At 55.6% G+C, this 24,841-nt stretch carries 19 protein-coding genes; 9 read left to right on the forward strand and 10 right to left on the reverse strand.

The window, feature by feature from the left end; translation table 11 throughout:
* Nucleotides 1-13: 13 nt before the first annotated feature.
* Nucleotides 14-655 (reverse strand): TetR/AcrR family transcriptional regulator, encoded by a 642-nt coding sequence (locus WBY09_RS17435; RefSeq protein WP_197146922.1) that lies wholly within the window; start codon nucleotides 653-655, stop codon nucleotides 14-16.
* Nucleotides 656-748: 93 nt separating this feature from the next.
* Between WBY09_RS17435 and WBY09_RS17440 the strand changes: the two genes are divergently transcribed.
* The 6 genes from WBY09_RS17440 (at nucleotide 749) to WBY09_RS17465 (ending at nucleotide 9,319) form a co-directional block, all read left to right on the forward strand.
* A complete protein-coding gene (locus WBY09_RS17440; RefSeq protein WP_336233411.1) occupies nucleotides 749-1,852 on the forward strand; it encodes an HlyD family secretion protein in 1,104 nt (367 codons plus the stop codon).
* Nucleotides 1,852-3,432 carry a DHA2 family efflux MFS transporter permease subunit gene (locus WBY09_RS17445; protein WP_286790948.1) on the forward strand — a complete coding sequence of 527 codons (1,581 nt, stop codon included), beginning with the start codon at nucleotides 1,852-1,854 and terminating at the stop codon, nucleotides 3,430-3,432. Before WBY09_RS17440 ends, WBY09_RS17445 begins: the two co-directional genes overlap by 1 nt.
* Nucleotides 3,433-3,750: 318 nt before the next feature.
* The gene (locus WBY09_RS17450; RefSeq protein ID WP_286790949.1) at nucleotides 3,751-5,337 is read left to right on the forward strand and encodes an arylsulfatase; all 1,587 of its coding nucleotides are present in this window, start codon (nucleotides 3,751-3,753) and stop codon (nucleotides 5,335-5,337) included.
* Between the two features lies 1 nt (nucleotide 5,338).
* Complete coding sequence (locus tag WBY09_RS17455) at nucleotides 5,339-6,349, forward strand: formylglycine-generating enzyme family protein (protein ID WP_286790950.1); 1,011 nt, start codon at nucleotides 5,339-5,341, stop codon at nucleotides 6,347-6,349.
* 106 nt (nucleotides 6,350-6,455) lie between these two features.
* A complete protein-coding gene (locus tag WBY09_RS17460) occupies nucleotides 6,456-7,289 on the forward strand; it encodes a transporter (protein WP_286790951.1) in 834 nt (277 codons plus the stop codon).
* A gap of 119 nt (nucleotides 7,290-7,408) precedes the next feature.
* Nucleotides 7,409-9,319 carry an autotransporter outer membrane beta-barrel domain-containing protein gene (locus WBY09_RS17465; protein ID WP_336233412.1) on the forward strand — a complete coding sequence of 637 codons (1,911 nt, stop codon included), beginning with the start codon at nucleotides 7,409-7,411 and terminating at the stop codon, nucleotides 9,317-9,319.
* 77 nt (nucleotides 9,320-9,396) lie between these two features.
* Here the strand turns inward: WBY09_RS17465 and WBY09_RS17470 are convergent, their stop codons facing one another.
* The 3 genes from WBY09_RS17470 to WBY09_RS17480 all read right to left on the reverse strand — a co-directional run bounded on the left by WBY09_RS17470 (nucleotide 9,397) and on the right by WBY09_RS17480 (nucleotide 13,587).
* Nucleotides 9,397-10,467, reverse strand: a complete 1,071-nt coding sequence (locus WBY09_RS17470; protein ID WP_064781722.1) for a cytochrome-c peroxidase — start codon at nucleotides 10,465-10,467, stop codon at nucleotides 9,397-9,399.
* Nucleotides 10,468-10,793: 326 nt separating this feature from the next.
* Nucleotides 10,794-11,771: an EamA family transporter gene (locus tag WBY09_RS17475; protein ID WP_336233413.1), complete on the reverse strand. Its 978-nt coding sequence runs from the start codon at nucleotides 11,769-11,771 to the stop codon at nucleotides 10,794-10,796.
* A 151-nt stretch (nucleotides 11,772-11,922) separates the two neighbouring features.
* Nucleotides 11,923-13,587, reverse strand: a complete 1,665-nt coding sequence (locus tag WBY09_RS17480) for a GMC family oxidoreductase (RefSeq protein ID WP_336233415.1) — start codon at nucleotides 13,585-13,587, stop codon at nucleotides 11,923-11,925.
* A 215-nt stretch (nucleotides 13,588-13,802) separates the two neighbouring features.
* On the opposite strand from WBY09_RS17480, the gene WBY09_RS17485 reads away from it, so the two are divergent.
* The gene (locus tag WBY09_RS17485; protein WP_336233416.1) at nucleotides 13,803-14,714 is read left to right on the forward strand and encodes a LysR family transcriptional regulator; all 912 of its coding nucleotides are present in this window, start codon (nucleotides 13,803-13,805) and stop codon (nucleotides 14,712-14,714) included.
* A gap of 23 nt (nucleotides 14,715-14,737) precedes the next feature.
* Here WBY09_RS17485 and WBY09_RS17490 read toward each other — a convergent pair whose 3' ends face one another.
* Nucleotides 14,738-15,601 (reverse strand): LysR family transcriptional regulator, encoded by an 864-nt coding sequence (locus WBY09_RS17490; protein ID WP_064781725.1) that lies wholly within the window; start codon nucleotides 15,599-15,601, stop codon nucleotides 14,738-14,740.
* A gap of 102 nt (nucleotides 15,602-15,703) precedes the next feature.
* On the opposite strand from WBY09_RS17490, the gene WBY09_RS17495 reads away from it, so the two are divergent.
* Nucleotides 15,704-17,290, forward strand: a complete 1,587-nt coding sequence (locus WBY09_RS17495) for a proton-conducting transporter transmembrane domain-containing protein (RefSeq protein ID WP_083997125.1) — start codon at nucleotides 15,704-15,706, stop codon at nucleotides 17,288-17,290.
* Entirely contained in the window at nucleotides 17,287-19,713 is a 2,427-nt protein-coding gene (locus WBY09_RS17500; protein ID WP_336233419.1) for a YbcC family protein, read from the forward strand. Before WBY09_RS17495 ends, WBY09_RS17500 begins: the two co-directional genes overlap by 4 nt.
* 17 nt (nucleotides 19,714-19,730) lie before the next feature.
* Here WBY09_RS17500 and WBY09_RS17505 read toward each other — a convergent pair whose 3' ends face one another.
* The 5 genes from WBY09_RS17505 to WBY09_RS17525 all read right to left on the reverse strand — a co-directional run bounded on the left by WBY09_RS17505 (nucleotide 19,731) and on the right by WBY09_RS17525 (nucleotide 24,758).
* Nucleotides 19,731-20,579 (reverse strand): carbohydrate ABC transporter permease, encoded by an 849-nt coding sequence (locus WBY09_RS17505; protein WP_197146932.1) that lies wholly within the window; start codon nucleotides 20,577-20,579, stop codon nucleotides 19,731-19,733.
* Nucleotides 20,576-21,469, reverse strand: a complete 894-nt coding sequence (locus WBY09_RS17510; protein ID WP_197146933.1) for a carbohydrate ABC transporter permease — start codon at nucleotides 21,467-21,469, stop codon at nucleotides 20,576-20,578. The genes WBY09_RS17505 and WBY09_RS17510 overlap by 4 nt, the downstream gene beginning before the upstream one ends.
* Before the next feature lie 100 nt (nucleotides 21,470-21,569).
* Nucleotides 21,570-22,835 carry an ABC transporter substrate-binding protein gene (locus WBY09_RS17515; RefSeq protein WP_336233423.1) on the reverse strand — a complete coding sequence of 422 codons (1,266 nt, stop codon included), beginning with the start codon at nucleotides 22,833-22,835 and terminating at the stop codon, nucleotides 21,570-21,572.
* A gap of 16 nt (nucleotides 22,836-22,851) precedes the next feature.
* Nucleotides 22,852-23,976 (reverse strand): ABC transporter ATP-binding protein, encoded by a 1,125-nt coding sequence (locus WBY09_RS17520; RefSeq protein ID WP_197146935.1) that lies wholly within the window; start codon nucleotides 23,974-23,976, stop codon nucleotides 22,852-22,854.
* Nucleotides 23,973-24,758: a DeoR/GlpR family DNA-binding transcription regulator gene (locus tag WBY09_RS17525; protein WP_063087636.1), complete on the reverse strand. Its 786-nt coding sequence runs from the start codon at nucleotides 24,756-24,758 to the stop codon at nucleotides 23,973-23,975. Before WBY09_RS17525 ends, WBY09_RS17520 begins: the two co-directional genes overlap by 4 nt.
* Nucleotides 24,759-24,841 lie beyond the last annotated feature (83 nt).

Genomic DNA, 24,841 nt, shown 5'->3' on the forward strand with positions numbered 1-24,841 from the left:
CTCAACGGCTAACTCAGGAAGTCATTTTTTCCGGATCTAGCCCGTGGCCACGCAGGAACATATCGACCGCTGCAATCACATGGCTGCGCAGATCTTTTTCCTGCGGTTCCCAATCGATATAGGACATTTGCCGGATATCGTAGTCCGCCTTGATCAGGCTGGAAAAGAACACCGCAGCTTGCCACGGATTGCCTTTGGGAAAGTTGCCCTCGTCCATCTGACGTTCGAAATAAGACGCAATGTATCGACGCCCCGTCATCAGTCCGCTTTCATAAAAGACCTTTCCCAGTTTCGGGAAGCGGGGCACTTCGGCCAGAAACAGGCGCATATACCGGATGGTGTCGGGCATGGTCAGAAGCGTCATCAGCGTTTCGCCGTAATGGATCAGGGCCGCGCGGAGCGGCAAGTCCGACATTTCAAGGTCGCTCATGACGGATGTGATTCGCCCGGTGCAATCGCGAATGACGGCTTCGAACACGCCATCCTTATTCCCGAACAGCTCATAGATCGTTCGGCGTGATCCGCCGGCCTCGGCCGTGATCATTTCAAGCGTCGTGCCTGCAAGTCCATGTTCGCAAAACAATTCCCGCGCCGTTGCGATGATAGCTTCGCGGCGTTTTACGGTTCTGGGATCAATCTTCTTGGTGTCTTGCACAGGGGATTCCGATTCCGGACTTGACGTTTGGTACTGAGTAGTACCATAAATAGACAAATGGTACTGATCAATACCAAAAGGAAAAATCAGGCAATGAGTGTGAAAAAGATCATTCTGCCCCTGATCGCAGCGGCGATTATTGGTGGCGGTGGATATTACGGGTTCTATTGGGTGACCGAAGGTCAGTACCATGAAAGTACCGACAATGCGTATCTTCAGGCCGATGAGGTCGCGGTATCGCCCAAGGTGTCCGGCTATGTCGGGGATTTGCGGGTGGCCGAAAACCAGCCGGTGCGCAAAGGTGATTTGCTTCTGACCATCCGGGATGAGGACTTCCGCCTTGAACTGGCCAAGGCCGAGGCGGCCCTTGAGGCACACCGGTCGGCTGTCGGCACCATGGAACAACAGATTACCCTTCAGGAAGCTGCAATCAATCAGGCCGCGGCCAATGTTGATATCGCGCGGGTCGAACTGGAACGCACCAGCGATGATTTCAAGCGCTATGACGATCTGGTCAAAAAGGGTGCGGCCAGCCGCCAGAAATTCGATTACGCCAAGGCCGATCGTCAAACCGCGCAGGCGGAGGTGGCGGCTGCCAACGCGACATTAGCCGTCGAAAAGGGTCGTCTTGGTGTTCTGCGCGCCCAGAAGATCGAGGCGGAGCGGGCTGTAAAACAGGCCGAAGCCGCACGTGATCTGGCGCAACAGGCGCTTGATGATACCAGGATTTTTGCGCCGTTTGATGGCGTGGTTGGGAACCGGTCGGTTCAGACCGGTGCATTGGTCCAGCCGGGTGAACAGCTTTTGGTGCTGGTGCCTTTGCCGGGTACCTATATCGTGGCCAATTTCAAGGAAACCCAGATCAGCCACATGGCACCGGGGCAGAAGGTTGCGGTTGAAGTTGATGCCTTCCCGGATGCCGAGATTGTTGGCCATATTGCAAGTTTTGCCCCGGCAACCGGTGCGCAATTCAGTCTGCTGCCCCCGGAAAATGCCACCGGAAACTTCACCAAAATTACCCAGCGTGTACCGGTTCGGATCGAACTTGATGACAGCAAATGGGCCAAGGCATTGCGACCGGGGCTTTCGGTGGTGGTCAATGTTGATACCCGCAATGCCAGTGGCGAAGAAGAAATCGCCGGTGTTGGTCTTGCGCAAGGGATCGTCCCGACGGCGGAACTTTCGGAGCTTAACTGATGGCAGCCGTCAGCCCGACAACAGCGCCGCAATCCGAAACGCGCCCGATGGAAACCGCCCAGTTTGTTGGCTGGGTGGCGATGGTTGTCGGCATGTTTCTGGCGATCCTTGATATTCAGATTGTCGCCAGTTCGCTTGAAAACATTCAGGCGGGATTATCGGCAAGCCCCGATGAGATCGGCTGGGTTCAGACCAGTTATCTGATTGCCGAGGTGGTCATGATCCCGCTTTCGGGCTTCCTTTCGCGCCTGATGTCAACGCGTTGGCTGTTCGTGATTTCTGCAATTGGCTTTACCGTGATGTCGGTGGCGTCCGCCTTTGCCTGGTCGATTGAAAGCATGATCTGGTTTCGCGCCATGCAGGGCTTTTTGGGCGGGGCGATGATCCCGACCGTGTTTGCCACGACCTATATCATTTTCCCGCCTGACAAACGCAATGCCGCCTCGGTGATGACCGGGTTGATTGCGACCATGGCACCGACCATCGGTCCGACCCTTGGCGGGTTTTTGACGCAATCACTGTCCTGGCACTGGTTGTTTTTGATCAACGTTATTCCGGGATTGATGATTGCCGCCGTTGTTGCCATGACGCTGCGTGTTGATCGCGGGGATATCGGCCTGCTTAAGGGATTTGATCTGCGCGGGCTTTTGTCGATGGCGGTGTTTTTGGGCAGCCTTGAATATGTCCTTGATGAAGGGCCCAAGGATGACTGGTTTGATGAAACTGCAATCGTTTACGGCACGATCACATGCGCCATTGCCGGGATCTATTTCTTCTGGCGGATGTTTACCTATGACAAGCCGATTGTGGATCTGAAATCCTTTGCCGATCGCAACTTCACCATGGGCTGCGTGTTCAGCTTTACGCTGGGTGTCGGGCTTTATGGCAGTGTTTATCTGATGCCGCTGATGCTGGGACGCGTGCGCGGTTATGACAGTCTTGAAATCGGGATTGTTATGGCCGTCACCGGTATTACTCAGTTTCTGTCCGCCCCGATTGCCGGGAAGATGACGGCGAAATATCCGCCGCGCGTGGTGCTGGGCATCGGGCTTGCGTTGTTTGCCACCGGTCTTGCCATGCATGGTTTTAACACCAGCGAAGTTTCGTTTAACGAGCTGATTTGGCCGCAGGTTGTGCGTGGTGCAGCACTGATGTTTTGCATGTTGCCGGTGACCAATCTGGCGCTGGGCACCTTGCCACCCGAAAAGATCAAAAATGCCAGCGGGCTTTATAACCTGATGCGGAACCTTGGCGGGGCGATTGGCATGGCGGCGATCAATACGCTGCTTGATAAGCGGATCGATTATCATTTCTCGATCCTGTCTGATCACATCAATCCGGCCAGCACGGCGTTCAAGGATTATCTTGCCACACTTACCGCACGGTTTAGCGAGATGGGCCTTGCCGATCCGCATGCCGCAGCAATGAAATTCATCGTCAATATCGTCAACCGTGAAGCCTCAATCATATCGTTCAACGATGTCTATCTGGCGATGGCGGCAGCCTTCCTGATTGCCTTCCTTTTACTGCCACTTGCCAAGCCGCCGCGTGCTGAGCCAGGCGTGGATACCGCGCATTAAAGGTTATTGAACAGGCGCGCCAAGGACACAAGAACAAGGTCGCACACAGTTCCCCCCGACCCCGGCAAGCATATGCTTGCGTGCGACCTTACCGGCCCCTGCATCGCAGGGGCCGGTTCCTTATGGCGATGGGTATGTGTGTCCTATTTCACAAACAAGTTATTCAACCCAAAGTTTTTATGGGGTACTATCAGTACCTCAAAGCAAGCCTCACAGGTTTACGCGCAACCCGGGTTTCGTGCGATGTGCCTTCATTGGATCCCCCGGAAATTCTCTTGCCGACATTGCTTGTGAAAGCGCGAAGGATAGGAGCAGATAATGAAGACGTTTCTGGTAGCGGCGGTGGCGGCGATTTCCCTGAATTTCATCTGGTCTCCAGCATCTGCGCAGGACGCGGAAAGGCCCAATATCCTTGTTATCTGGGGCGATGACATCGGGTGGCAGAACCTGTCTTCCTATGGGCTTGGCACCATGGGTTACACGACCCCCAATATTGACCGGATCGCCAATGAAGGCATTCGGTTTACCGACCACTATGCACAACCGAGCTGCACGGCCGGGCGTGCGGCCTTTATTACCGGGCAATATCCGATCCGGTCCGGCATGACGACGGTTGGCCAACCGGGCGCGGTCCTTGGCCTGCAAAAAGAAAGCCCGACACTGGCGGAGCTTCTGAAAGAAGAGGGCTATCGCACCGGGCAGTTTGGCAAGAACCATCTGGGCGACCGCAACGAACATTTGCCAACGGTCCATGGCTTTGACGAGTTCTTTGGCAATCTTTATCACCTCAACACGCAGGAAGAAGCCGAGCAGCGTGATTATCAACGCTTTGCCGAACAGTTCGCCGGATCGCTTGAGGAATATGACGCGCGCTTTGGCACCCGTGGGGTGTTACACAGCTTTGCCACCGAAGAGGACAACGGTACGGTCGATCCGCGCTTTGGCCGGGTTGGCAAACAGATCATTCAGGATACCGGTCCACTCACCCAGGAACGGATGAAAGATTTTGACGGGGCGGAAATCATCCCGGCCGCGATCAATTTCATGACCGCTGCCAAGGACGCCAACGAGCCATTCTTTGTCTGGCTTAATACCAGCCGCATGCACCTTTACACCCGCCTGAATGACCAGTGGCGTTACGCCGCCGAGGAATATACATCCGAGGCCGATTATCACGGCAGCGGCATGTTGCAGCATGACCATGATATCGGCGGTGTGCTTGATTGGCTTGATGCGCAGGGTTTGGCCGAAAACACCATCGTCTGGTATTCGACCGATAATGGGCCTGAGCATGCATCCTGGCCGCACGGCGCGACCACTCCGTTCCGCGGCGAGAAAATGACCACCTATGAAGGTGGTGTGCGGGTGCCATCCATGATCCGCTGGCCGGGCAAACTGCCCGAAGACAAAATACTGAACGGTATTCAGGGCCATCAGGACATGTTCACATCCCTTGCCGTTGCTGCGGGGATTGATGATCCTGCCGAACGTGTGATGGAAGAAAAAAACCAGTATATCGATGGGGTGAACAACCTGCCTTACTGGCAGGGCGAAACAGACCAGTCGGCACGCGATCACATCTTCTATTATTTCGAAAGCCAACTGACGGCTGTGCGTGTCGGTCCTTGGAAAATGCACTTCGCGCTTAAGGAAGATTACTACGACAACATGACGCCGCGGAACTTCCCGATGATCTTCAATCTGCGGATGGATCCGTTTGAAAGCTACAGCAGCATTGATTCCTATGGTCACCTTGCACAGAAGGTTTCGTGGTTGATGCAGCCCGTGAGCGTTCTGGTGACCCAGCATCTTCAAACGCTTGGTGAATATCCGCCTGTGCAGGGCGGGGCCTCGTTTGACATGTCGAACATGGTGCAGGATTTCCTTGCCAAGGGACGCCAATAGGATGAAGGGACTGACGGTTTTTGGGAGATATATTTGGCCGGACAATCTCTCGATCCTGTCTTTGGCGGTCGCAGGCCTTTTGGGGGTACCCGCCGCCCTTGCGGCAGACCTGCCTGAGTTTGTCGAACTTTCGGGTGGCACCTTCCTGATGGGGGAAGACCGCATTTATCGGGAAGAAACCGAAATCCATCAGGTGACGGTTTCGCCCTTTGCGATCAGCCGAACCGAAATCACCAATGCGCAGTTTCGCGAATTTGTCGAAGAAACCGGATATGTGACGTCCGTGGAAAAGCCGCTTGATCCGGCGGACTATCCCGGTGTGCCCGAGGAACTGCTTCAACCCGGATCAATGGTTTTTGCCCAACCCGCAGGTGCTGTGGATATGGGGGATATCGGAAACTGGTGGCGGTATGTCGCCGGGGCAAACTGGCAACATCCAACCGGACCCGAAAGCAACATCGATGGCCTTGATGATCATCCGGTAACACAGGTGTCCATCGAAGATGCGCGTGCCTATGCCAAATGGGCCGGTGGCAGGCTTGCGACCGAAGCAGAATGGGAATTTGCCGCGCGCGGTGGCTTGTCGCGAAAGGCCTATGTCTGGGGCGACACATATGACCCTGCCCAAGGCTGGAAAGCCAATAGCTGGCAGGGGCAGTTTCCGACAGACGATCTGGCTGATGACGGTTATCACGGAACCGCACCCGTCGGTAAATTTACGGCAAATGGTTATGGTCTTTACGACATGGCCGGAAATGTCTGGGAACATGTCAACGACTGGTGGGTGCCGGGCCATCCTAACACTGCCCAGACGGACCCAAGCGGCCCGCCGATGAAACTTGCCGTACGTTTTGCCAGCAGCGCAACCGGCCCGATGACCGTTGTGAAAGGCGGATCATGGTTATGTGCGCCAAATTTCTGCCTGCGTTATCGCCCGGCAGCCCGACAACCGGCCGAGGGGCATATCGGTTCCAACCATATCGGATTTCGCATCGTCAGGGATATCCAATGATCCTCCCTTTCTCCTGACGGCGGATTGGCTGTCAGGAAATGCTGTTTGATCTGTGCATCGGTTGTCGCCGCGACATGCGCCCCATCAACGGAGAAAGGAACAGACCATGCCTTTCGTAAGGTTTCTAAAATTTTGCGTCCGCCAGCGGGTCTTTGCCGGTGCTGCCGGGGTTGCCATCATGTTGATGCAGGTCCCGGCGGTTGCGCAAAGTGACAATTCCGATCTTGCCAAACAGTTGGCCAATCCGGTGGCCAATCTGATCAGCGTCCCGTTCCAGGGCAATTATGACAGCGGGTATGGATCGGCAGACGGGGAAAAATACCTGATCAATGTGCAACCGGTCATGCCGATGCGCCTGAATGATGACTGGAACCTGATTTCGCGCACCATTTTGCCGTTGGTGCATCAGAACGATGTCAACGGCAACAGTGGCACGGATACCGGCATTGGCGATACGGTTCAAAGCTTCTTCTTCTCGCCGGTTGAACCCACCGAAAGTGGTCTGATCTGGGGTGTTGGTCCGGCACTGTTATTGCCGACAGCCAGTGAAAGCAGTCTTGGCGTTGATCAATGGGGTGCTGGCCCGACGGCTGTCGGTTTGTTCGCCGATGGTCCGTGGACCTATGGCATGTTGACCAATCATATCTGGGGCGCGGACGAGGGGTCTGCTGCCTCGGCGACCAACGCCAGTTTTTTCCAGCCGTTTATCAATTACACCACGCAGAATGCCTGGACTTTCGCGCTGAATACCGAAAGTACCTATAACTGGACGGCCGAACAATGGTCGGTGCCGGTCAATGGCATCGTTTCCAAGCTGACCAGCATCGGCGATCAGAAAATCAGTGTCGGGGCAGGTGTACGTTATTGGGTGGATAGCCCGGATGCGGGGCCGGATGGGTGGGGCGCGCGACTGATTTTGACATTCCTGTTTCCAAAATAACTGGTGGATATCAACACAGCTTTGGGACCGCTTTGAACAGCATAAATGCTATGGGGAAATAGTCGGATCAAACCGACAGGTGCTGGGCGTACAACTTCGATACCATGATGGGGGATGATATGGGACGGTCAGTTGTTGGCCAGTTTGCTGGTCATTGGGCGATTGCGGGTGTTGGGGCGTTATTTGCAACGGCGTCGCTGTCTGAGGCGCGGGCGGCCAATTGCGCCGCAGATGGTGGGCTGATCTTTGTCGGGAAAACAGCCGATAATTCCAATTCAGTGTGGTTGTCAGGCACCAGTTCCGGGGCGTTTCGCCTTGATGCACAAGGGGCAACCAAGGATAGCTGGAACCAGGCGCGGCGCGGGTTGCATCTGACCCTGTCTGATGTTGTATCGACCGGTAATGGCGGCACGCACCATCTTTATGACAATAGCGGTGGGGGCTGTCTGCTTGATAGCCAGAACCAGAAAGGCGGCGTGAACCTGCCACCCATCGGTCGGTTGTTTCCTGATTTTCTGACACCCGAGGTGCCGACGGTTGTTGATCCGCCCGTGGCGATCAAGCCCCCGATCGGGATTTTGCCGCCCCAAACGATCACACCGGAAATCCCCATCGCCGTGATCCCGCCAATCGGTATCCTGCCGCCGACCGGCATCACGCCCGAGGTCCCGATTGCCGTCAAACCGCCCATCGGCATTTTGCCACCCGATCTGATTACGCCGGAACTGCCGATTGGTGTAACGCCCCCCATTGGCACCTTGCCGCCAACCGGGATTACCCCGGAACTTCCCATCGACACAAAACCACCCATCGGTGTGCTGCCACCGGAGCCGATCACGCCGGAGCGCCCGATTGGTGTCACACCCCCAATCGGCACGTTGCCGCCAACCGGGATCACCCCGGAACTTCCCATCGGCACAAAACCACCCATCGGGGTGCTGCCCCCGGAACCAATTACGCCTGAGGTTCCAGCCATCACCCCGCCATCGCCAAACGTGCCCGAAACAGTTGCCAATGCGCAGCTTTCAAAGCGCCCTGACGCATATCTTGCGGATAGTACCTGTGCGATCCTTGAAGGGAATGGATACCTGTATCTCGATGAAAGCGGGGCGATCTTTACCGCACCCTGCACCTTGGTCCGTCAGGGCGGGTATGAGGGGATCACGGTGGCATCCTTGCTTGAACAGTCGGACGTGCCATTGACGCCGGGGCGTGATTTCATTCGTGAACCCTTGTGGAACTTCTGGTCGGAAACGCGCGGGTTTTATGCCGAGGACCGTCGACATAATCTTGATACCGAAGGTTACAGCGGTTCGTTCCTGTTCGGGGTTGATCGCGAAATTGCCGAGGATACGGTTGCCGGTATTTCTGCGTCATTTGAAACCAGCGGGTCTGATGGATATGACGGCGGGCTGGAAACTGCGGCCTATGGCTTTTCGGTCGGGCCGTATTTTGCCCATCGGCTGTCGCCACAATGGGCGGTGCAGGGATCGCTTGGCTATATGTTGTTGCAAAACGATCTTGAGGTTGTCGTTCTTGAAGGGAATTACTTTTCCCATCAACTTTCCGCCGCGGCTGCAATCAACGGGCAGTATCGTTACGAAGAATGGTTCTTGCGCCCGCGCCTTGGTCTTTCCTATGCCGAAACCTTTGTCGAGGACTATGATCTGAGCGGTACGATCAACACCACCCCGGTGACGGTCAATATCGGCTCGGATCATTTTGGCTATGGTTCAGCGGAACTGTCAGGCGAGGCCAGCCGGTATGTCGATCTTGGCGATGACCTTTTGGGAATGCCCTATGGCGAGCTTGGGCTGCACATCGCACTTGATCGCCCCAATGACGGCAAGATCCTGTCGGGTGATCTGCGACTTGAAGACACATCGCCCGTGACCGGCACCATCCGCGGCGGGATGCGGTTTTTCTATGAGGACCGGATCGCCTTTGACGTCGGGGCCGGATATCTCAGTATCGGGCAGAACGGGCTTGATATCTGGGAGGCAAAGGCACGGGTATCCTTTGCCTTTTGACGGTGACAAAAAATGCCCGCCACCCAACGCAGGGTGACGGGCACCGGATCAACTTGATATTGCGCGCGGATGCAATATCAGTTGGCAATCATCGCGGCCGGTTTTGGCGTGTCCGTGCTGCTGACTGGAAGGATCGGGTAGGTGACCTGCGGTTCCTGACCTGTCAGGGTTTGAAGGAAGGCGGTGATTGCCTTGACTTCATCCTCAGACAGCTCGGTGCCAAGTTGTGAACTGCTCATGATCGCAACCGCCTGTTCCAGATCCCAGACCTTGCCGGAATGGAAATATGGTGCGGTAAGCGCGATATTACGCAGCGGACCGGCACGGAACACATAGTCATCACTTGCGGTCTGGGTAACTGCAAAGCGGCCCTTGTCATCAGGCGGCAGGACTTCGGAGCCCGGCTTTTCAACAACACCGAACGGATAATAACCCGTACCGCCGACATTCACCCCGTTGTGGCAGGATGCACAGCCGGTATCGATGAACAGTTCCAGACCGGTCATCTCGGTTTCGGTCATGATGGTGTCGTTGCCTTCAAGGAACTGGTCAAACCGGGAGGCCGGGGTGATCAGGGTTGCCTCGAATGCCTCGATCGCCTTTGCCATGTTGTCAAAGGTCACCGGATCATCTTCGCCCGGGAATGCCGTTTTGAAATGGTCGACATATTCCGGGATGGATTTTAGCACGGTCACGACACGTTCCGGCGTGCTGGCCATTTCAACACCGGCCTGAACCGGGCCTTTGGCCTGTGCCTTAAGATCCTCGGCGCGGCCATCCCAGAACTGGGCTTCGTTGAAGACGGCGTTCAGAACGGTTGGTGCGTTGCGCGGGCCTTTCTGCCAGCCATGTCCGATGGAGGTTTCCAGATTGTCGTCCCCGCCCATGCCAAGGTTGTGGCAGGTGTTGCACGAAATGATCGCACTGGCCGACAGACGCGGTTCAAAGAACAGCATCTTGCCCAGTTCGACCTTTTCACGGGTGACGGCATTGCCTTCGATGGCGGGAACCATCGACGGAATGACTTCGAAATAGTCCAGCGCACTTTCACGAAGTTCGGCTGGTTCTGCCGCGATTGCCGCACCGCCAAGGGCACATGCCGCAACGGTGGACAGAAGGGCTTTGGAAAACAGGCGTCGGGATGTCATTTCTCTCTCCCATTTTTGGTGGTTCGGGTACTAGACCAAAAACGGGGTTGTAAAACCGTGACATACATCAACTTGTTAATTAAATAACGTTTTATATCAATGGTTTAAATTGAATTTCAATAATGAGAATTCGCAAATGTGCCTTGGCGATCCGTGCGGGCACAAAGAAAACGCCCGGGTGGGAGGCCCGGGCGTTTCAGCCTTTCGGGGGGACACCGAAAGGCGCAAGATGCCGGGGGACATAGCGACCGGGGAAGGTCATATGTTCTCTCCGATGGAGGGGAGAGATGCATCCTGCAGGGAGATCGTGGTCTTGTCTTCTTTGGTCAGGTCGTGCTTTGGGTTGCAGGCGTACTTGCCGTTGCAGCAAGCCGTTTGGTCTTTGCGGCGTGACGGTGTTTTGAAGCTGTTATCTGGATAATCCCGATCATCACCAAAAGGGAAGAGATCCAGAACACACTGTCATGAGTTGGAGTCGGTGTGAGGTCGAATTTGGCGGCCAGCATCTCAAGGCCCAAAAGGACAAAGGGCAGGATGCTTGTCGACAGGATGTATTTCTCGACCCCGGCAATCTTGATGGATCGAAGGGTTAAAACCATTGCCGGCCCACGGAACAGAATGCCGATCAGAAGTCCGGCAATCAGGGTTTCGGTGCCAAACAGCCCATCGGTCGAGATATAGGGGATTGCAACCGGATTTATGAATTCGACCACCGGCGGAGCAATCAAAAAGACCGAGGCCGTAATCAACAACAACACCCCGGTAAAGCGCAGATGCGCCCAGGTGTCCTTGTCCTGATTATCAGGATGAAGTTCCGCCAGAACCGAGGACGAAATTGCCGTGACTTCGGATGCCAGCATCAAAAGCACGGCCGGGTTGGCGAACCCGCCGGGCAAATGCCAGGCCAGCCACAGGGCGCCGGATATCAGGATCGCATGGCCAAGCCATTCCGAACGCCCCGGTGCGCGCCCAAGGATAAAGGTCGCGGCAAGGGCTGCCATCGGCATGCCGGTTTGCGACAAAATGCCGCTTTCAGGTGCGCTGATATATAAAAGGGATGCCGTCCAACTGACCCCGGTCAATACACGCAGGAACCCATAGGCCCAGTTGATCGGAAGGGCAAATTGCCGCCACGGAATGCGGCGCCCCGGTGCAAGAAGGACAAGCGCCATCCCGCCAAAGACAAGCTGCCAGCAGGTCATGGCATAGGCATCAACCGCAAAGCTGGTCAGCGCAATGCGGTTGCTGACCAACATCAGGGCCCAGACGAGTGTGGTGCTAAAAAGCAGGAGCAATACGGGCATATGAAGATTTTTTAAAAGTTATGATCTTCGGCCATGTTGCACCAAACACGACAAAAGCGCGACAGGAATTTGGGTATCAATATCTGAATTTATTTCATGAAAACAAAAGTGTGGTTCTCAGTTGTTTGGAAAGGCCGCGCGCAGATCGCACTTATTGGTCAGACAGGATCCATCCAGCGGCCTTTTCGGCAATCATCAGGGTCGGCGAATTGGTGTTGCCGCTGGTGATTTCGGGCATCACGGACGCATCGACAACGCGCAGGCCCGCAACGCCCTTAAGGCGCAAATGCGGGTCAAGAACGGCCGATGTGTCATCCTTGCGGCCCATCTTGACGGTGCCGACCGGGTGGAAAATGGTCGTGGCGATATCGCCGGCCAGCTTGGCGAGCTCTTCATCGCTTTGATATTGCACGCCCGGTTTGAATTCGTCGGGCTGGTACTTTGCCATGGCCGGTTGCGACATGATGTCGCGGACCTGTCGCAAACTCTCGGCGGCGACTTTGCGGTCTTCATCGGTGTCAAGGTAATTGGGCGCAATTTGCGGCGCGTCGCGAAAATCAGCAGACTTGATCTGAATACTGCCGCGGCTGGTCGGGTTCAGATTACAGACCGACACCGTAACCGCGGGAAAGTCATGAAGATCACCGCCAAAGGCCTCAAGGCTCAGCGGCTGGACGTGATATTCAAGATTTGAATATTGCCGCGATGGATCGGATCTTGTGAAGGCGCCCAATTGGCTGGGGGCCATGCTCATCGGGCCGGAACGGCTGAGCAAATATTGCAGGCCGATTTGCGCCTTGCCGATCAGGCTGTTGGCAAGGGTGTTGAGCGTGCGCGCCCCATGCACCTTATAGATCGCCCGAATTTGCAAATGGTCTTGCAGGTTCTGTCCGACGCCGGGCGCATCAAGCACGACGTCGATCCCATGCTGCTTAAGGAGTGCTGCCGGACCAATGCCAGACAGTTGCAGGATTTGCGGCGTGTTCACAGCCCCGGCAGACAGCACGACTTCCTTGCTGGCAGTGACGCCAATTGAGGTACCCGCCTTGTTGACGATTGCCCCGGTGCACACCGTTTGGACATCTTTATTGGTCGCAAAGGTCAGTTTTTCGACCTGTGCCTCGGTCCAGACTGTCAGGTTCTGGCGCGACTTGATCGGGCGGATAAAGGCCTTTGACGTGTTCCAGCGCCAGCCGGACCGTTGGTTGACTTCAAAGTATCCGATGCCGGTATTATCACCATCGTTGAAATCATCGGTTGGCTCGATCCCGGTTTGACCGGCAGCCTCGATGAAGCTGTCAAGAATGTCCCAGCGAAGCCGTTGTTTTTCAATGCGCCATTCGCCGCCATGACCATGCATCTCGGAGAACGGTTTGCCACTTTGTGTGTCGGGCGTGTTGCCATTATCAAGCTTGTAATGATCTTCATGGCGCTTGAAATCGGCGAGGGAATGCTGCCAATCCCAGGCTTCTTCGCCGGTGATCCTGGCCCAGTTGTCATAGTCACGGGCCTGACCGCGCATATAGATCATGCCGTTGATCGACGAACACCCACCCAACGCCTTGCCGCGCGGATAGCGCAAGACGCGGCCGTTCAGGCCCTTGTCCGGTTCGGTCTGATACATCCAGTCGGTGCGCGGATTGCCAATACAATAAAGATAGCCAACCGGGATGTGTATCCATGCATAGTTATCTGCCTTGCCAGCCTCAAGCAGCAGCACCTTGTTCTTGGCATCAGCACTCAGCCGATTGGCAAGCAGACTACCGGCAGAACCGGCTCCGATGATCACATAGTCGAAGTTTTCTGTGGTTGTCATCGTTGTGACGCGCCTTCCCTGTTGGTTTCTATCGGTTTGGTCGTCGACCTAAAGGGCCGCGCAACCAAAGGCCTGCAAAGGCAATTCCGACGGCCGCTTGTTCTTTTGATCTGCAAGCGGTCTTCATTTGGTGCGAACACCGAATGTGTATTAAGCGGGCAAGCGTCGAATAAATCTAATGACAAAATCCGAATAGCAATATTAGTGTTATTTATATGACTCGTTTTTCGAACATCAACATGTTGCTGGCTTTTGTCACCGTCGCGCGCGAGGGAAGCGTTTCGCGTGCCGCATCGGTGCTTAACCTGACGCAACCGGCGATCAGTCACCAGATCAAGCGTCTTGGTGAGGAAACCGGCATTTCGCTTTTCAAGCGGACCTCGACCGGCCTGCAAATCACGCCCGACGGGCAGGCGATGCTCAAAAAGGCTGAGCTTGTCCTGGATGCGATGGACGAGTTTCGTCGTAGTGCGCGCAAGCGTGCCGGGCGTGTGGGGGGGAAGCTTCGGATCGGAACCATCGTTGATCCGGAATTCATCCGTCTTGGCCGGATGCTAAGCCAGATGCGCATTGATTACCCCGATATCGAAACGGAACTGGTCCATGGCGTTAGTGGCGAGATGCTGACACGGGTCTGCCGCAATCAGATCGATGCCGGGTTTTACCTGAGCGGGCCGGATGTCGATGGTGATATTGCCGCCATCTCGACCGAAGAAATCCACGCGATTAAGCTTGCCGATTTTAATTATCGGGTGATCGCCCCGGTCGGTTGGGAAAACGCGGTCGCAAACGCCGACTGGACGACACTGGCAAAGCTTCCTTGGATCGGCACGACGGACGCATCGGTTCATTCCCGGTTGCTGAGGCGGATTTTTGATCAGTATGATTGCACGCAAAATTGCGTCGCGCGCGTTGATCAGGAAGCCTCGATGCTCGAAATGGTCCGATCCGGTGTGGGGTTAAGCTTGTGCCGTGATTCCATCGCGCTGCATGAAAAGCAGACCTTCGGCCTCGCCGTGTGCAACACCGTTTCCATTCCGGCCTGCCTGAGCCTGATCACAACCGAACGGCGCAAGGAACTGCCGATGATATCGGCCTTGTTTGAGGTTCTTGAAGCGACCTGGTGAAATGCTGTTTGCGTGTTGACGGCTTAACACACCATCGCCAGGGCCGGGTTGGGAAAGCGTCGACGCATCGTTACGGCATAGAATGTCTCGACAATGTCGGGCAGAACCTGTGCCTCAATCAACTCACCACGGGCAATTTCGTCTTTGACAACGATCGGCGGAATAACGGCCAGTCCGGCCCCTTCACGGGCCAAAAGGCGCATCATTGCCATATCGTCAATCTCGGCGGCGATTTGCGGCACAATATCAAGACGGTCACACAATGCGTCAAATCCCATGCGCATGCCGCTCGATGAGGATGGCAAGATCAGCGGCACAGTGCGCAAAAGGTCTTCAAGCTTGTCATTGGCGGTACATAACTTTGGTGTGCCGATCAAGCCGACCGGCTGGGTATCAATCGTTTTGACAACAAATCCTGACAGGGCATCGGAATCTGGCGGTTGGTTGGTCAGCACGACATCGAGTTGATGCGCGGTCAGGGCGTTCAAAAGTTCGGCCGAACTGCCGGACCGCAAAATCAGTTCAATGTCGGTGTTGCCCAGAACCGGGGCCAGAAAGGACAGCTGAAAGTTACGCGACAATGTCGAAATCGCCCCAATCCGCAAAGCCCGGCGTGCGACGCCCGATTGTTTCAGCGTGTTGATCAATTCACGCCCGGCAGAAAAAATTGCGTCCGCATGATCAAGCGCGATGCGGCCGGCCTCGGTCAGGATCAGGGACCGTCCACGGCGTTCAAATAATTGCTGCCCCAAACGTTCTTCCAGCTGTTTGATCTGACTGGAAAGCGCCGATTGCGAAACATGCAGCTTTTCCGCCGCCCGGGTCAGGTGGCCTTCATGGGCAACAACATGGAAATAACGCAGGTGATGATAATTCAGCTCGGCCATATCGTTCACATAAACAGAACAAAACAATAGAATCTATATATTTTAATTTACCATGGCTTTGACCCTATTGTCTGCGGAAATCGAGCGGATTGGAGATAACCATTGGTTTTCGCATCTTTTTTGCCAGTTCTGACCATTGCCTGCCTGCTGGCGGCCGGTTTGACGGGGTTTAGCAGTACCCAACGCCTGTCGCGCGGTCATGAACGCCTGATCAAGGGGCTATCCCTTGCGGGGCTGGCAAGTGCGGTTGCCACGGCAGTCGTTCTGATAACTGGCGGTGACATGCGTGCGGTGGTGCCGATAGTGGGTCCGATCCGGTTTGAACTGATGATCGATATTGTCAGCGTCACCATGCTCTGCCTTGTGGCGTTTCTGGCATGGGTCATTTTGACGTATTCCATCAGCTATCTTCGTGCCGAAGACGGTCAGGGAAAATTTGTCGGGTATCTTGGTTTGTCACTGGCAAGTGTCACAGCCTTTGTCCAGTCGGCCAACCTGATCCAGCTGGCGATCTTCTGGGTGACCACCAGTTTTCTTCTGCATCGGTTGTTGCTGTTTTATGCCGACCGCAAGGCCGCCAAGCGGGCCCAGCGCAAGAAATTCGTCATTGCGCGGTTGGGGGATGCTGCCCTGATCAGTGCGATTTTTCTGACGTATCTTCAGTTCGGGACGTTCGATATTTCCGAAATCAGCCAAGCTGTGCGGGCTATTGGCTTTGATGGTTCGGTTGCGTGGATTGTCGGCCTGATCGGGATTGCCGCGATGATGAAATCTGCGCAGTTTCCGACCCATACCTGGATTGTCGAGGTGATGGAAACCCCGACACCGGTTTCCGCCCTGTTGCATGCGGGCATTGTCAATGCCGGTGGGTTTTTGTTGATCCGGTTATCGGATCTTGTGGTTGTGGCCCCCAATGTTATGGTTGGCATTGCCATGGTCGGTTTGGTGACGGCCCTGTTTGGCAGCGCGGTGATGATTACCCAACCGGCTGTCAAGACCAGGCTTGCGTGGTCGACCATTTCGCAGATGGGCTTCATGATCCTGCAATGCGGACTTGGTCTGTTTGCCTTGGCTTTACTGCATATCGTGGCCCATTCGCTTTACAAGGCATATGCGTTTCTGTCGTCAGGCAGCACGATTGAGAAACTTCACACCTTGCGCAAGCTTGGCCCGCAAAAATCCATGGGCACGGCATCGGTTATCGGAAGCCTGGTTTTGGCCATCGCAATCTCGGTTGGGATCGGTGCGCTGTTTGGCGACGGGGGTGCGCCCGCGGTGATGGCGATCAGCGTGGTGGTGATTTTTGCAAGTTTCCACCTTGTCTGTTCGGTCCGCAAGGAAGGGGCTATTTCGCAAAGTTGGCTGATTGGCGCGCTGACATCCGTGATTATCTGCGTGACCTATTTCGGTTTTCACACATTGGCCCATCACGCAGGGCTTGATGCGTTCCCCGACTGGCAGGGCAGCCCCATCGTCATGTGGGCGATGAGCATCCTTGTCATCGTAAGCTTTGCGTTGCTTGGTCTGATGCAAAACCATGTTTTGTTCGGGCAGGCGCCGTCGCCTCGGTTGGCGCGATTTTACGTTCATCTTTGCAATGGATTTTACCTTAATGCGATCACGGACCGGGTGTTTGGCACCTGGCGCATTCCGGCAACACCGGCCAGTTTAAGTGGAGAAAAATCATGAATGTTACCGTGACCAATATCGCGTTTGAAGATGACGGCGCGGTGCCATCCTTGATTGATGATGCGATTGGGCGCGCGATTGAAAACATCGCCCCGGCTTGGCCGCTTGAAAGTACGGTTGCAGTTAATCCATTTGTCGGACAGGCCAGTAAACGTCTGGCAGAGGTCGCAGCCCAGCATCAAAGGCTGATCGGGACGGACACCTTGCAGCCGGGTGACTGGTATCTTGGCAAAATCAAGTCAGGCGCAATTGCCAAACACGCCCTGAGCGAGGCATTGGATGCCGCGCCATATTGCGTCAAGCCTGTTGGTGTTGCCGAACTTGAAGACGCGCTGCGCGCAGAGCGGGCATCAGCCTGCAAGGTGCCAACCCTTGCCGATATTGCCATGACGGCAACGGGCACCGACTGGCCAACGATTATCGAGGATTGCATTGGTCGATGGGCTGCGGCCTATTTTGATCGTGGCGGCGCACTTTGGCAGGGGGCTTCTCAGGCACAAACCGCTTGGAAGTCCTGGCAATTCTGGGCGCAACATGATCGCACGGCGCAATTGCTGGGATTGGCCGATTTTCGGGCGACTGTTCGCGATCTGCCAAGTGATGCGGTGGCGGCAATCGATGAAATGGTTGCAGTGCTTAATCCGCATAACCTTGGTCTTGATGGCCAATTGCATCAGGCATTGCTATCGATCAATGGCTGGGCGCAGCATGGGCGTTATTTGCGCTGGATCGCCGAGCTTGATGGCCGCTCTGATGATACGATCATTGATCTTTTGGCAGTGCGGTTGTCATGGGATTTCGCCCTTTATCAGGCGTTGCAGTCCCAAATCGAAGTCCATTGGCTGAGTGCCTTGTCAGACCATGCAATGCCGATCAGTGCATCCGAATTTGATATTGCGCGTGAAATTGCGCAAGACGCCTATGAACGGTCCCTGCAGGGCAACCTGACCAAGCAGCTTGGGGCAGTGGATGCGAATGACCGCAAGGATCTGGCTCCATCAATCCAAGCCGCATTTTGCATTGATGTCCGTTCCGAGGTGTTTCGTCGGGCGCTTGAAAGTGTATCAGACGATATCGTGACCCTTGGTTTTGCCGGGTTCTTTGGTTTGCCGGTCGCCCATGGTCCAGCCAACTCAGCGCTTAGCGAAAGCCGCCTGCCGGTCCTGCTGTCACCGGGATTGCAAAGCTGCACCCATGATCACGCCGAAACAAGCGGCCTTGTTAACGAGCTTGTTCATAAGGCCGTCCGCCCGTGGCATCAGGTCAAGACAGCCGCACTGACATCCTTTGCCTATGTCGATGCGATTGGGCCAACTTATATCTGGGAACTGGCGAAAAGCACGATGGGGCTGACTGGGGACAAAGGCAAAGCAGAAAAATCGCCAAAGCCGGTGTTTCAAACTGCACTTGATGATGGGGCGAAATGCGATATTGCCGAAAAGGTCCTGCGTGCGATGTCGCTGACCCATGGTTTTGCACAAACGGTTTTGTTGGCCGGTCATGGCGCGAATGTCACCAATAACCCGCATAAAAGTGCGCTTCATTGCGGGGCGTGCGGTGGGCATGCCGGGGATGTGAATGCACGTCTTTTGGCAGATCTGCTCAATGATCAGGCGGTGCGCGATGGTCTGGTAGATCGCGGTATTGGCATTCCCGATGCGACGGTTTTCGTTGCCGGTTTGCATGATACCACAACCGACAGTGTGACCCTTTATGATGGCGATATTGATCGCCCGATGGATCGCGCGGCGCTTGATCGGCTTTTGGATGTTATTGGCAAGGCCGGGATGATTGCACGTGCCGAGCGGACGGCTCGATTGCCCGGGGCCAAGTCCGAACGCGATGTTATGGCACGGGCTGCGAACTGGGCGGAAACCCGCCCGGAATGGGGGCTTGCGGGTTGTAAATACTTTATCGCCGCTCCGCGTAGTTATAGTGCGCAGACCAGTCTTTCGAGTGAAAGCTTCCTGCATGATTATGATCACCATGCCGATCAGAAGAACGATTATGCGGTTCTTGAACTGATCCTGACGGCACCGGTCGTCGTGGCAAGCTGGATCAGCCTGCAATATTACGCATCAAGCGTTGCGACAGAGCTTTATGGTTCGGGCAACAAACTGCTGCATAACGTTGTTGGCGGGATTGGCGTTTATGAAGGCAATGGTGGGCAATTACGCACCGGGTTGCCGATGCAATCGGTATCTGGCGATGACGGGGCTGGGCACGAACCGGTGCGGTTAACCGTGTGCATTGATGCACCGACATCTGCGATTTCTGATGTGTTGGAAAGGCATCCAACCGTGCGCGCCCTGTTTGATAACGGCTGGCTTCATTTGATGGCATTTGAAGGGGCTGGCAAGCTATCGCGTCGGTACACCGGTGATCTGGTCTGGGAAGATGTCCACCCGTCGGCTGACGCCTAAGACGAGTGGACCATACACTATCGAATTCCAGCGCGCAGGAACGCCTGAATGAATTGCCGCTGGAAAATCAGAAACGCCATTAAAAGCGGCGCAATCGTCATGATGGTTGCCGCACTGATCACCGAGATATCCACCCCGGTTTCCGGTGCGCCAAACAATGATAAGCCCACCGTCAGCGGCCGTGTTTCTGGCGAGTTGGTGACGATCAACGGCCACAGGAAGTTGTTCCAGTGCGTCGCAATCGATACCAGCGCGTAGGCCAGATAAACCGGTTTGGCCGCCGGCACATAGACCTTCCACAGAACGCCCATCCAACTGCATCCTTCGATCCGGGCGGCTTCTTCAAGCTCAATCGGTACGGATTTGAATGCTTGCCTTAACAGGAAAATACCGAATGCACTGGCCATGTAAGGCAGGCCGATGCCAAGTGCTGTATCAAACAGGCCAAGCTTGGACACGATGGCGTAGTTTTCGACAATCAGCACTTCCGGCAGAATGAAAAGCTGCAAAAGGACCAGGATAAAGACCGTATCGCGGCCCTTGAATTCAAAGCGGGCAAAGGCGAACCCGGCCAATGTGCACAGCACCAGTTGGCCCGCAAGGATCAGGGTTACGAGGATCACGGTATTGGTAAAATACCCACCCCACGGCACAGCACCCCAGACATAGACAAAGTTCTCGAACGTCAGCGGATTGGAGAAATCCAGACCAAGGGCGGTGCCGGATGGCTGTAACGCCGCCCAGGCGGCAAACAGCAGCGGTGAAATCCAGACGATTGCGAGAACCCATGCGCCAAGCGTATCAAGGACCTTGTCGAGATCAGGCAGTTTGAGTGTGGTGTTGGCGGTAACGGTATCTGTTTTCATCGGTAGTGGGTCCGTTTTTCAACCAGTCGGAACTGCGCGACGGCAACAAGGCCAAGGGCCAGCAAGACAAGAATGGTCATGGCGGCCGCATGCGGGCTGTCGAAATAGGCAAATGCCATTTCCCAGATCCAGTACAGGATCAGCTTGGACGCATTGTTGGGCCCGCCCTTGGTCAGGATGAACAGATGGTCGATCAGTTTGACCGAGTTGATCATCGCATTGACGAACACAAAGATCGTGGTCGGCATCAAAAGTGGCAGCAACACACGGCGTGTGTAGGTCCAGCGGCCAGCGCCTTCAATCCGGGCGGCTTCGCGCAGATCCGGCGGGATAGTCTGAAGGGCGGCAAGGTAAAAGATCATGAAGAACCCGGCTTCTTTCCAGATCGTCACGATGATGACGGATGCCAGTGCGGTTTCCGGCTGGCCCAGCCAGTTGGTTGGCGATGCGCCAAAGAAACCGGTGATCTGGTCAATCACCCCAAGATCGGGGGTATAGAAAAACAGCCACAAATTGGCCGCGGCAATCATCGGCAAAATGGTCGGCGTGAAATAGGCGCTGCGGACAAACGAGCGCGCCGGGATATGGGCATTGGCCCAAAGCGCCATGATCAGCGCAAAGATGATCGAAACCGGGATCGTCACCCCGGCATAAATCAGGTTGTTGGTTGCAACCGTCCAGAAGGTCGGGTCGGCAAACAGATCACTATAGTTTTCAAACCCGGCAAAAACAGACGGGCGGCGCGATGTGCCCCGACTAAACAGGCTGTGCCAGAAGGTCGCAATGGCCGGGTAAAAGGCAAACAGGCTCATCAGCGCCAATGCCGGTGCGGCCAGCATCCAGCCATAAAGCGCCAGCCTGCGTTTTTGAAGTCGGGCCATTTCATTCATGGTCGGCACGTCCTGCGATCAAAACGGATTAATCAAAGTCATCAAAGAATAAGGTGCCGAAGCGGGGAATATCCCGCTTCGGCGTGCAGATCGGGCGCTCTTAGTGGAAGGCCCTCAGAAGACGTTCTGCTTCGGACTGGGCATCGCCAAGGGCTTCTTCCGGGGTCTTTTCACCGGTCAGGGCCGCCTGAATGGCGTTGTTCAGACCTTCGCGGACACGCGCGGTGTCATAGGTGGAAAACTCGGCAACTGAAACTTCAAGCTGATCACGCGCGACCAGTGCCGGCGGGAAGTCCGCAACATAGGCCTTAAGCGCGTCGGTTTCGTAGGCATCCGGGGTAACACCGACATAACCGGTCGCAATCGACCATTCTGCCGCACGTTCTGGTGCGGTCATGTATTTGATCAGCGCCAGAGATGCTTCTTTCTGCTCATCAGTTGAGTCCTTGAACAGATAGAAGTTGCCGCCACCCGTGGGCGAACCCGGCTGTTTGTGTTTCGGCAGCATGGCAACGCCGAAATCAAACTGTGCTTCGCGCTTGACCGCCGACAGGTTGCCGGTCGAATGCCACATCATGGCCGTCTGGCCCTGAACGAAGGCCTGACGGAGTGTGCCCCATTCAATCGTGCCTTCCGGCATGATTTTTTCTTCGGTTGCAAGGCCGCGCCAGAATTCAAGCGCCTCGACAACAGCCGGATCGTTGAAATAGGTCTCGGTGCCATCAGCACTCATCAGTTCCTTGCCATTCTGGATGGCAAAGCACTGGAACATCCAGTACGGATAACCGGTCGACGGAACCATCAGGCCCCATTTGCCGTCTTTCGAAAGTGCCTTGCCGGTCGTTACCAGTTCTTCCCAAGTCTTAGGCGGCATTTCCGGATCAAGACCGGCTTCGCGGAACATGTCCTTGTTGTAGTACATGACAATGGTCGAACGCTGGAACGGGATGCCCCAGGTTTTGCCATCGACTTCGCCATTGGCCATCAGTGCCGGATAGAATGACTTCAGCCATTCCTTGTCTTCGGCGGTTTTGACGACATCATCAAACGGAACAATCAGGTCCTGTTCGATCAGGTCGTAAACGTCGATTGAAAACATCACGGAAAGCTGTGCCGGATCGCCGCTTTTGATTGCCGAAACCGCGCGCAGGCGGGTGTCGTCATAGTTGCCGGCATAGATGGCGTTGACTTTGACATCCGGGTTTTCGGCTTCAAAGCCTTCTATCATGCCGTCAATCACGCTGGTCAGCGGGCCGCCAACAGCGACGGGATAATACATGGTCAACTCGGTCGCAGCAAAGGCCGGGCTCGCCGCCGTTGCCATCAGTCCGGCCGCAATAGCGGCACTGGTTACGATGTTACGCATGAACAAAAGTTCCCTGTTAAAGTGTCGAAGTTGCAGTGTCAGGTTGAGAGGTGATCTTGGTATCTTGCGCTGGTGTGCCCGGTACCGTCGGTGTCAGACGATGACCGTGTTCGCCATCAAACCAGTGGGCCGCAGCGCCAGCCCAACTGAGCGAGACTTCTGTCCCGGGCGAAATTTCAACGCGACCGGGCAGGCGGGCGGTGGCCCCATCCGTTCCCGGGATCGCGACAAATACAAATGTCTCGGCCCCCAAAAACTCGCTGCCGGTCACGGTCGCTGGAATGCCCCATGGATGATCGTTCTGCCCGGTCGACAGGATCAGATCTTCGGGGCGGATGCCAAATGTCAGGTTATTGGCATCAAGGCCATCCGGGATGACTGAGGTTGGCAGGGCACTGGCCGGGATCAGCGTCATCGGCGGGCTTCCGACAAATCCGGCGGCAAAGGCGGTGGCGGGTTTCAGGTACAAGTCGGCGGGGTCACCAACCTGCTCGATCCGGCCATCCTTCATCAGAATGACGATGTCAGCCATGCTCATGGCTTCGGTCTGATCATGGGTGACATAGACAACCGTGATGCCGAGGCGCTGTTGCAGGTCGCGGATATCCTTGCGCACGGCATGGCGCAGCTTGGCATCAAGGTTTGAAAGCGGTTCATCCATCAGACACAGCGGATGACCGGCAACAATGGCGCGCGCCAGTGCCACGCGCTGGCGCTGCCCACCGGAAAGCTGAGCGGGTTTGCGGTCTTCATATCCCTCAAGGCCGGTGACACGCAGGGCATCCTCAAGACGGGTCCTGATCTCGTCCTTTTTGGCTTTGCGCACCTTGAGGCCAAAGATGATGTTTTCGGCAACGCTTAAGTGCGGGAACAGGGCATAGGATTGAAACACCATCGACAGGCCGCGCTTGGAGGGCGGCGCACTTGTGACGTCCTTGCCATCAATCGCAATGGTTCCCTGATCGGCGGTTTCAAGCCCTGCAATCAGACGCAGGGTTGTCGACTTGCCACAGCCCGATGGCCCCAGCAGAACGACAAAGCTTCCGCGCGGAATGTCGAGTGACAGGTCATGCACGCCATTGCCGCCGTTAAACACGCGCGACACAGAATGGATGCGAATAAAAGGGGGCTGGTTGGTCATTCGTAACTTTCGCTTTTGGCAATTTGCAGACGCGCGCGAACGTCCTGACGGTCAAACAACGGATCGAAAACGCCGCCGGGCACACCATCAACGACGATCAGGTCGGGGTCGGTCAGATGGCCGCCCTTGGCCGGGGCCGGGCGGCCGAATTTGGATTGATCGGCAACAAGGATGGAATTGCGGCAATTGGCGGCAATCGCCTGACGAAGCGATACTTCGCGATGGTCGAAATCGGTAAGCGTCCCGTCCGGCTCAACACCGCCGACGCCAAACAGGCCGTAATCGACCTTGTATTTGTTAAACATGGCCTCCGCTTCGGGACTGATGACGTCGCGATCGGGCAGGCGCAGCGTGCCACCCGGAATGACAATCCTGTTGCTGGTATTGTTGCCCAACGCCATGGCGGCATTCATGTTGTTGGTAATCACGGTCAGATGGCGATGATCGACCAGATTAAGCGCAACCAGTTCAAGCGTGCTGCCGATCCCGATCAGGATCGAGGCCCCGTCAGGGATCAGACTTGCGACATGCAGCGATATGGCATGCTTGGCGGCGATATTGGTGACCTGACGACTGTCATAGGACAGGTTCATGCCCGGTTCACCAGCATATTCAACCCCGCCATGGCGACGGCGCACCAGATTGGCGTCGCTGAGCATATTGACGTCGCGCCGCACGGTTTGCGGGGTAACGTCAAAATGTTCGGCCAGCTTGTCAATCGAGACAAAGCTGTCACGGCGCAGGATGTCGATGATGTCGCGCTGTCGCGTAGAAATATTCATTTGATCGTTCAATTTGTTGTTTTGAACATTGAAGCGATCATACGCGGCTTCGTTGTCACTAAGATTTCAGAAGCGTGACATTC

Source organism: Thalassospira sp. CH_XMU1458, assembly GCF_037027205.1.
Classification (GTDB): Bacteria; Pseudomonadota; Alphaproteobacteria; order Rhodospirillales; family Thalassospiraceae; genus Thalassospira; species Thalassospira tepidiphila.